Consider the following 7,925-nt stretch of genomic DNA (forward strand, 5'->3'; position numbering starts at 1 on the left):
CTGTTATGAAAAAAAGATTCGTTCAATTTTCTTTTGTAGTACAGTATCTAAAGATTTTACAAACCCTGCAAACTCATCAGTAGAAATCATATGGGTAAGAACTAAGCGTCTGCCGTCTGGTGTTTCACCGCATAAGACGAATGAAGAAAACTCATACGTTTTGTTTTCTACTACTAATTTTGGATAGGAATATGTGTCGCTCTTCTTTTTCTTTCCATCAATAGAGATGACGTTGCATTTTTTCTCATTGTTGTCCATGGTGAATCCCTCCTTTCTATTATCTATGGTAGACAAGGGGGGTTTAGAACAATAGAGGAGGGGGAATTTTTATGTCTGTTGTCATAGAGCGTATTTCGAAAGAAGCTATACCGAAATCTTTATTACTTCTTGCTGATCCAAGTGAAAGCCAAATTGATGCATATGTACAGAGAGGGTTTACGTATATAGCTAAACAAGAAGAAAGAATCATCGGTGTATATGTGCTTTTGGAAACAAGACCAAGGACAATGGAAATTATGAATATTGCGGTTGTAGAGCATTTGCAAGGAAAAGGGATTGGAAAGCAGCTATTAAGTCATGCCGTAGAAACTGCTAAAGGATATGGTATGTCAAAACTTGAAGTTGGTACAGGCAATTCTAGTGTTTCACAACTTGCTTTATATCAAAAATGTGGATTTCGTATTTTTTCTATTGATTTTGATTACTTTTCAAAGCATTATGAAGAAGAGATTATTGAAAATGGGATTGTATGTCGCGATATGATTCGGCTTGCAATGGAATTGAATAAGAACGTATAACTTATTTAGGGGGAAGAGAAGATGGAAGTACATAAAGCAATTACAGCACATTCTCGTAAACAAAATGAAAGTGTAAAAGCATGTTTACAATTAGATGCGCAGCGTGAAGCAGCTATTGAAGCAGCCGTATCTCTTGCGTTAAAGGGGAAAGAATTTTCGGTTGATATCATTAATGTTGTAACAAAGCAAATTAATGATCTTGCAAAAAATGGTGTTACACTGCAGCGTAAATTTGTTACAGAAGAAATGGTTATGGAGTATGTAAGTCGTTTGCAAGAGAAAGAAGGTCGTTAAAGATGATAGTTACAGTCGAATGGTTACGTGAGCATATAGAAGATGAGAATGTCCGTATAATCGATTGTCGTTTTGATTTAGCGAATCCTAATTGGGGTAGAGAAAAGTATGAGGAAGAACATATTCTTCATGCGTTATATTTTGATTTGAATGTAGATTTATCAAGTCCTGTAACAGAACATGGTGGTCGCCATCCATTGCCGAATATTGAGGAGTTTGCAGACAAGCTTTCACAAGCTGGTATTGGTGAACATACGACAGTAATTGCATACGACAGTCAAGCGGGTGCAAATGCTTCTCGTCTCTGGTGGTTATTAAACTATGTAGGACATGAGAAAGTATATATATTAGATGGCGGATTTCCAGCTTGGAAAGAGAATGGACTACACACAACGCCGAATATCCCAGTTATTGCACGAAAACCTTTTATACCGGAAATACAAGAAAATATGCTTGTAACGATGGAAGATGTGAGAGGGAATATTCGTGCAGGTGCAAATATGACATTAATTGATTCTAGGGAACCAAAACGTTATGCTGGTGCGGAAGAGCTCGTTGATTTGAAGGCAGGGCATATTCCGACGGCAGTAAACTATTTTTGGAAAGATGGGATTTTAGAATCGGGACACTTTAAAAACGAAGAGGAACAGCAAGGGCGTTTCCAAAATCTTGATAAAGAGAAGGAAACAATCGTATATTGTGGTTCTGGTGTTACAGCGTGTCCGAACATAGTTGCATTAAAATTAGCTGGTTTTCAAAATGTTAAATTGTATACAGGTAGCTGGAGTGATTGGATTTCTTATCCAGAAAATCAAATTGCAAAAGAAGAAGATTAATCACTTGCATGCAAAAATAATTTGTATTAAAATAAGGTCACAAGCAAGAGATTGCTTCAAAAAAATTATATTTTACACATTGGAAACAATGTGATAATATAACGACAAGTAAATAATACATCCTGCGGTGTGCGTAACTTATTTATGTCTAAAACCGATGTTAGTTTTACGGAAGCTCAATATTTAGTGACCATTATCAAGCCTTCCTTGTGGAGGAAGATATACGGTAACTGTGAGGGCATCCACCTGCGAGTAGCGGGTTTTTGGACATTTACGAGAGACGGCACTTGCGGGGGTCTTATTTCAACTAATAGTATATAAAATTCCTACGGTGTACGTAGCTTGTGTATGTCTTAAACCAATAAGTATAATGCGGAAGTTCAATATTTAAATGTAGATAGCAGGCCATCTTTTTAAGAAGGAAGTTACAAACATTTGTGAGAACATCCACCTGTGAAAGCAGGTTTATGGACATCTATAGATAACGGCATATGTGGGACTATATAAAAAACCTTACGTTTTATACGTAAGGTTTTTTTGTTGAATAAATATACTCATGTTATCTAGATTTACCTGTAAAGTTCCCATAATAAATATAGCACTTGCGGTCTTCATCAATTTCTCTTGAATCGAGGGTGAATTCCAAATGTATTCCATCCCGTTGAATATATATAATATCTGAATGGAGAGAGGGTAAGATATCCTCGTAATTCCAAATATCTTTACTTTCTATCATAATTGAGCAGGTTTCCTTTAGTTCTCTAATTTCAAAACCTATGTGCGAGTATGTAGGATCTGAAGGGTCGTTGAAAAAAACTTCCTTTTGTATATATAACACTGCTGTCCCGTCTGGATCTACTGAAGTTGCAGTAACGATATATGTATTTCCATCTTTTATAAAATATTCACAAGTCATGCGCGCGACAATTTCAGAATTAGAAATATTTGCGTAGTTCCATAAAGCTGGATACCCGTTTGTTTCATCATTGAGCCGATATTCCAATCGCATTTTATCCCTCTTCTTCCTTTTTCTTCTACTTTATCATGACATCTTATATAATAGAAATATAATTTAAAAAGGGGAGTGCAAAGGTGACAAAAACGAAATGGCTAGTAGGTGGTGTCCTAACATCTTTAATGACGGGCACTTTATTTGGCTGCGCGCAAGATATTCCCCCCGAACCGAATGATAATAGTTGTTCTGATTGGGATTGGGATGATGAGCTTGGTGTTTGGCAGTGTGATGATAGTAGTTCAGGTTATCGTGGACATTACTTTTATGGTGGTACATACTATCAAAATAAATCCACCTTCAAAAATTCATCAGAGTTTAAAACTTATCAATCTTCGGCCGAATTTAAAGGTGGAATTGGAAGCGGTTCAAAAGGTGGATTTGGAGGTTAAAATATGTCGCAATACATAAAGAAAAGAAAAGAATTTTATTCGAATTATCCTCATTTCTGGTCGGATTTATATGAATGTGAGTATAGTTTGTTTCATGTTTTCCCGATAACAGAGCAAACGATGAAACAATTACAAGTAGCAACTGAACGAATGGGGAAAATATTTTTTAAGACTGCTAGAATTCTTCGGAATTTATCTAATGAACAGCTTCTTGAACTCGGTTTTCCAACTGCAAGCTTGCCTTTTATTAGACTGAAAGGGATGTATCCTGAATCTGTTATTTCACGATTTGATTTTGCTTTAACAGAGGATAATCGTATTAAAATGCTTGAGTTTAATAGTGATACTCCAACTTTTATTGTGGAATGCTTTCAAATGAATGGAAAAGTTTGTGAAGAACTTGACTTTGATGATCCAAATGCAAATCAAGAGCGCTTACTTTCTTCTGGTATTACAAAAGCCGTAATGGAGTTTACAAAAGGAATGGAAGATCCAAATGTTGTTTTCACAGCTCATCCTGAACATATAGAAGATTGGAATACGACTATGTATTTGAGTAGGCTATGTCATGTTGAAAATAAAGTAATGCCAATGACAGAACTTAGAATTACAGATGATGCTTTAGTAGATAGAGATGGTGTACCAATTGATGTTTTGTATCGCCAAACATATCCAATTGAAGACTTAATTGAAGATCAAGATCCCGAAACGGGGGATTTGGTGGGAGTAGAACTTTTGCAACTTGTAAAAGAAGGAAAGCTTTTTATTATAAATCCTTTGTCGGCCTTTTTACTTCAGCCGAAATCAATTCAATGTCTTATTTGGGGATTAGCAGAAGAAGGTGCTTTTTACACAAGTGAGGAACAAAAGTGGATTAAAGAATATATGCTTCCTACATATTTAGAGCCAGATTTATTTTTGGGGAAAAGTCCGTTCGTTCAAAAACCTTCGTTCGGTAGGGAAGGTGACACGATTACGATTCGTGATAAGGATACAAATATTATGATTCGAAATGCACATGAAACGTATAAATCGTCACTGCCTATATTTCAGAAATATACAGAGCTTCCAGTTGTATTTTTGGAAACTGAAAAAGGAATTGAGAAGCTGTCGTACGTGTTTGGGGCTTTTTTAATTGCTGGAAAAGCGAGCAGCATCGGTATACGTGCCGGAGAAAAAATTACGGGAAATGAATCGTATTATTTACCGGTAGGTATTAAGAAGGAGGAAAATAAATGATTAATTTTTTACTATATTTAGCAGTATCACTTGTACTTTTGTGTATCGGTCTTTTTCTTATGGAAGTGACAACGAAAGTTAAGGAATTTAAGTTAATGGCTCAAGGGAATAAAGCGGTAAGCTATGTACTTGGAGGAAGACTACTTGGTCTTGCTATCGTTTTATATTCAACGGCTGCTAATTCTATTTCAATTCTTGATATGGTTTCATGGGGAGCTGTTGGGATCTTAGCTCAAATTATTGTCTTTTATTTAGCGGAATGGCTTACACCACGTTTTAATATTAATAAAAGTCTTGAAGAAGATAATCAAGCAGTTGGTCTTTTCCTTATGTTTTTATCACTTTCCATCGGAATTGTAATTGCTGGTTGTGTAACGTATTAAAACCCTTACATTTTAACGTAAGGGTTTTATTTTTCATTTGCTAATTTTTTGCAATATGTGTTCAATTAATTTATGTAGCCGAACGCTGAGCAGGATGCGTATTAGTGTACTAAACTCGAGATAGTTATTGTAATAAGGAAAAGTTTCCATACAAAGTGTTGACATCTATTTTAAATAAGAGTAACATTTTCTATGTAATTATAATAAGTCTCTGTTAGGTGAGGCTCCTGTATAGAGAAATGCTACTGCCCAAAAATGTCGAGAGACGCCAATGGGTCAACAGGAATGATCGAATTAAGGTTTTTCTTAACGTAGCTGGTAATGAACCTATGCTATACAGTGCTAAAACTCGGCGAGGGAGAGGTCCGTAGATTTCTAATTGTATTAGGAATCGCTTATTTGTGTATGCAATGACCTTTGCTCTCTTATGAGTAAGGGTCTTTTTTGTTACCAAGCTATGAGTAATTTCATAGTATAGATTATAACTAAAAAATTAAAGAGGAGGTGAGGAGCATGTCAAATTCTGACTCGGTTCCGTTACCCATATACTTCAAATCAAAAATATATGATGTAGGCAGGAAACGACTTGTTCCTCCCTCTATATTTATCATAATGTAGCGTTTATTCGAGTATTTAAGCGCTAGACACTTTCACAGTAAAGTGGATAAATTGAGAAACAAAGCGTTTCTTCCTATGTTGTAAAGGAGGAGACGATAATATGTTATATGTAAATAAAAGTGTGGGTAACACTTCGTATAAATTAAGTAAAAAAGCAATGAAAGAACAAACAATGCTTCAAAAAAATAAAGATTTATTAATTGAAATCGCAACAAGAGATGTAAAATCTGTATTTGCGTATTTTAAAACAACAAGAGACGGACTATCTATGAAAGAGGCACAAAAGCGTATTCAAGTATACGGCCGAAATGAATTAACTTCAAAAAGAGCGCGTATTGCGGAAGTAATGATGAAGCTAAGTGGAATGATCCCAGGTCTTTCAAAACAAAATATGGGTGATGAATTACAATGTGAAACAGTTACTGTTTCTAGAGTAGCTGGCTGTAGCGTAACAGGGCTAAACAGTGAACTAAAAATGATGAAATTACCAGTACAAGAGCTTGTACCTGGAGATATGATTTTTCTTGCAGAGGGCGATACAGTGCCAGCAGATGTACGTATTATTTATGCAAATGATTTATTAGTAAATGAATCTATGCTGACAGGAAATGATGCTAGTATTGAGAAATTTGAAAGTTGCTATCATCTTGAACGTAAACGATTTATTCCATTAAAACGGATGAAAGACTATAATCCACTTGAACTTGAAAATGTATGTTTCAAAGGTACGTATATTGTTGACGGAAATGCAAAGGCTGTAGTTGTTTCGACAGGTAAAAATACGTATTCAGGAATACTTCATACTTGCTGCGGTAGAATGTCTTAATGTGTTAATGATGCTAAATATACAAAAACAATGTATAATAGACAAAGTTGAACAAAAACGTAGAATGGTAATCTATATATAACCTTACGTGATAACGTGAGGTTATTATTTTTTGTTAGTAGGAGAGGAATTATGAAAAAAGTATTATTAGTTGATGGTATGGCACTATTATTTCGTGCTTTTTACGCAACAAGTGTATATGGACAATTTATGAAACGACAAGATGGTACCCCGACGAATGGGATTCATGGTTATATGAAGCATTTATTAACAGCAACACAAGCAATCGAACCAACGCACATTGTAACGTGCTGGGATATGGGAAGTACGACATTTAGAACGGAATCTTTCTCGAATTATAAAGCAAATCGTGCAGCACCGCCGGAAGAATTAATTCCGCAATTTGATTTAGTGCAAGAAATGACTGCGAAATTATCTATGCCTGTAATCGGTATGAAAGGTTATGAAGCGGATGATTGTATCGGTACGCTTGCAAAACAATATTGCAATGAAGCGGAAGTTTATATTTTGACAGGTGATACAGATTTACTTCAACTTGTTGATACGAATGTTACAGTTATGCTTCTTCGTAAAGGAATTGGAAATTACGAGTATTACACACCGGAAAAAATCATGGAAGAGAAAGGTGTAGAACCTTGGCAAATTGTTCATGCGAAAGCTTTCATGGGAGATACAAGTGATAATTATCCGGGTGTAAAAGGTATTGGTGAAAAAACAGCGTATAAGCTGATTCAAGAATACGGGACAGTATCGGCAGTGCTAGAAAATATAGCATCATTAACGAAAGCGCAGCGCACAAAAATTGAAAGTGATTTAGAGAATTTAAATATCTCTTTACAATTAGCGCAAATTCATTGTGAAGTTCCAATTTCATGCTTATTAGAAGAAGGGTTACACACGATGGACGAAGAAAAACTACGCTTTGTTTGTAACGAAATGAATTGGGGAAGACCTGAAATATTAATTAATATGCTTTAAAGAGCATGGAAAGGTTGATCAAATATATTTTTGATTAACCTTTCTTTTTTTTGTTCACAAAGTTGTCAGAAAATAAACGGAATTTTCATATGAAGTTCAAATGGAATTCACAACAATCAACTATTATAAGGACACACAGATAAATCCTTATCCCGCATTAACGGGAGATAGGACTTCTATCTCAGTATTATAGCTGAATAAAGAGTGATGATGGAAGAGTAACTCCCTGTAAAAGCCCGATTGATGTAGGCTAATAATTAGTGAGGGTAAATCCTCTCATTGATTAAAGTTTCAAGTTATCTTTTATATAAACCATCCCCCAAGGAGGAAAATAAACATGCGAAAAAAAGTGAGAAAATCCTTTAAACAATTATTAATAGAAAATAAACAATCCCTACTAACTAATAAAGAGAATATGAAAGAAATTGAAGAACGGATTGAGAAACGACATGTAGCATATAGTGCTGCTAGCAATTGATAATTTTGTTTATGAAAAAAGCTTGTAGTTTGGATATTATCCGAACTACAA

Annotated in this window: 11 protein-coding genes, 2 other RNA genes and 1 riboswitch; of the genes, 11 read left to right on the forward strand and 2 right to left on the reverse strand. The window is 35.1% G+C overall.

Features of this window, described 5'->3' with window-relative positions; translation table 11 throughout:
* Nucleotides 1-3: 3 nt before the first annotated feature.
* Complete coding sequence (locus QCI77_RS08090; RefSeq protein ID WP_000369740.1) at nucleotides 4-258, reverse strand: DUF3931 domain-containing protein; 255 nt, start codon at nucleotides 256-258, stop codon at nucleotides 4-6.
* A 71-nt stretch (nucleotides 259-329) separates the two neighbouring features.
* Between QCI77_RS08090 and QCI77_RS08095 the strand changes: the two genes are divergently transcribed.
* From QCI77_RS08095 to ssrS (QCI77_RS08115), 5 genes are all read left to right on the forward strand, one after another.
* A complete protein-coding gene (locus QCI77_RS08095; RefSeq protein WP_002086567.1) occupies nucleotides 330-797 on the forward strand; it encodes a GNAT family N-acetyltransferase in 468 nt (155 codons plus the stop codon).
* A 21-nt stretch (nucleotides 798-818) separates the two neighbouring features.
* Nucleotides 819-1,091, forward strand: a complete 273-nt coding sequence (locus QCI77_RS08100; protein WP_353824728.1) for a YpbS family protein — start codon at nucleotides 819-821, stop codon at nucleotides 1,089-1,091.
* Between the two features lie 2 nt (nucleotides 1,092-1,093).
* Nucleotides 1,094-1,927: a sulfurtransferase gene (locus QCI77_RS08105; RefSeq protein WP_044438068.1), complete on the forward strand. Its 834-nt coding sequence runs from the start codon at nucleotides 1,094-1,096 to the stop codon at nucleotides 1,925-1,927.
* A 116-nt stretch (nucleotides 1,928-2,043) separates the two neighbouring features.
* Nucleotides 2,044-2,226, forward strand: a non-coding RNA gene (gene ssrS / locus QCI77_RS08110) — 6S RNA.
* Between the two features lie 21 nt (nucleotides 2,227-2,247).
* Nucleotides 2,248-2,431, forward strand: a non-coding RNA gene (gene ssrS / locus QCI77_RS08115) — 6S RNA.
* A gap of 55 nt (nucleotides 2,432-2,486) precedes the next feature.
* On the opposite strand, the gene QCI77_RS08120 is transcribed toward ssrS (QCI77_RS08115), so the two are convergent.
* On the reverse strand, nucleotides 2,487-2,936 hold the full coding sequence (locus QCI77_RS08120; protein WP_353824729.1) for a hypothetical protein: 450 nt from the start codon (nucleotides 2,934-2,936) through the stop codon (nucleotides 2,487-2,489).
* Nucleotides 2,937-3,019: 83 nt separating this feature from the next.
* Between QCI77_RS08120 and QCI77_RS08125 the strand changes: the two genes are divergently transcribed.
* The 6 genes from QCI77_RS08125 (at nucleotide 3,020) to QCI77_RS08150 (ending at nucleotide 7,874) form a co-directional block, all read left to right on the forward strand.
* Nucleotides 3,020-3,331 (forward strand): hypothetical protein, encoded by a 312-nt coding sequence (locus tag QCI77_RS08125; protein ID WP_002126505.1) that lies wholly within the window; start codon nucleotides 3,020-3,022, stop codon nucleotides 3,329-3,331.
* Nucleotides 3,332-3,334: 3 nt separating this feature from the next.
* On the forward strand, nucleotides 3,335-4,570 hold the full coding sequence (locus tag QCI77_RS08130) for a glutathionylspermidine synthase family protein (protein ID WP_353824730.1): 1,236 nt from the start codon (nucleotides 3,335-3,337) through the stop codon (nucleotides 4,568-4,570).
* Nucleotides 4,567-4,953: a DUF350 domain-containing protein gene (locus QCI77_RS08135; protein WP_002086561.1), complete on the forward strand. Its 387-nt coding sequence runs from the start codon at nucleotides 4,567-4,569 to the stop codon at nucleotides 4,951-4,953. The genes QCI77_RS08130 and QCI77_RS08135 overlap by 4 nt, the downstream gene beginning before the upstream one ends.
* A gap of 203 nt (nucleotides 4,954-5,156) precedes the next feature.
* Nucleotides 5,157-5,322: riboswitch (M-box (ykoK) riboswitch) on the forward strand.
* A gap of 349 nt (nucleotides 5,323-5,671) precedes the next feature.
* Complete coding sequence (locus QCI77_RS08140) at nucleotides 5,672-6,397, forward strand: P-type ATPase actuator domain-containing protein (protein ID WP_002011924.1); 726 nt, start codon at nucleotides 5,672-5,674, stop codon at nucleotides 6,395-6,397.
* Nucleotides 6,398-6,529: 132 nt separating this feature from the next.
* Nucleotides 6,530-7,396, forward strand: coding sequence for a 5'-3' exonuclease (locus QCI77_RS08145; RefSeq protein ID WP_002135339.1), 867 nt, complete (start codon nucleotides 6,530-6,532; stop codon nucleotides 7,394-7,396).
* 337 nt (nucleotides 7,397-7,733) lie between these two features.
* Nucleotides 7,734-7,874, forward strand: coding sequence for an FbpB family small basic protein (locus QCI77_RS08150; RefSeq protein ID WP_001228051.1), 141 nt, complete (start codon nucleotides 7,734-7,736; stop codon nucleotides 7,872-7,874).
* The last annotated feature ends 51 nt before the right edge of the window (nucleotides 7,875-7,925 follow it).

This window comes from Bacillus cereus group sp. MG9 (assembly GCF_040459995.1).
GTDB classification, from domain to species: Bacteria; Bacillota; Bacilli; order Bacillales; family Bacillaceae_G; genus Bacillus_A; species Bacillus_A mycoides.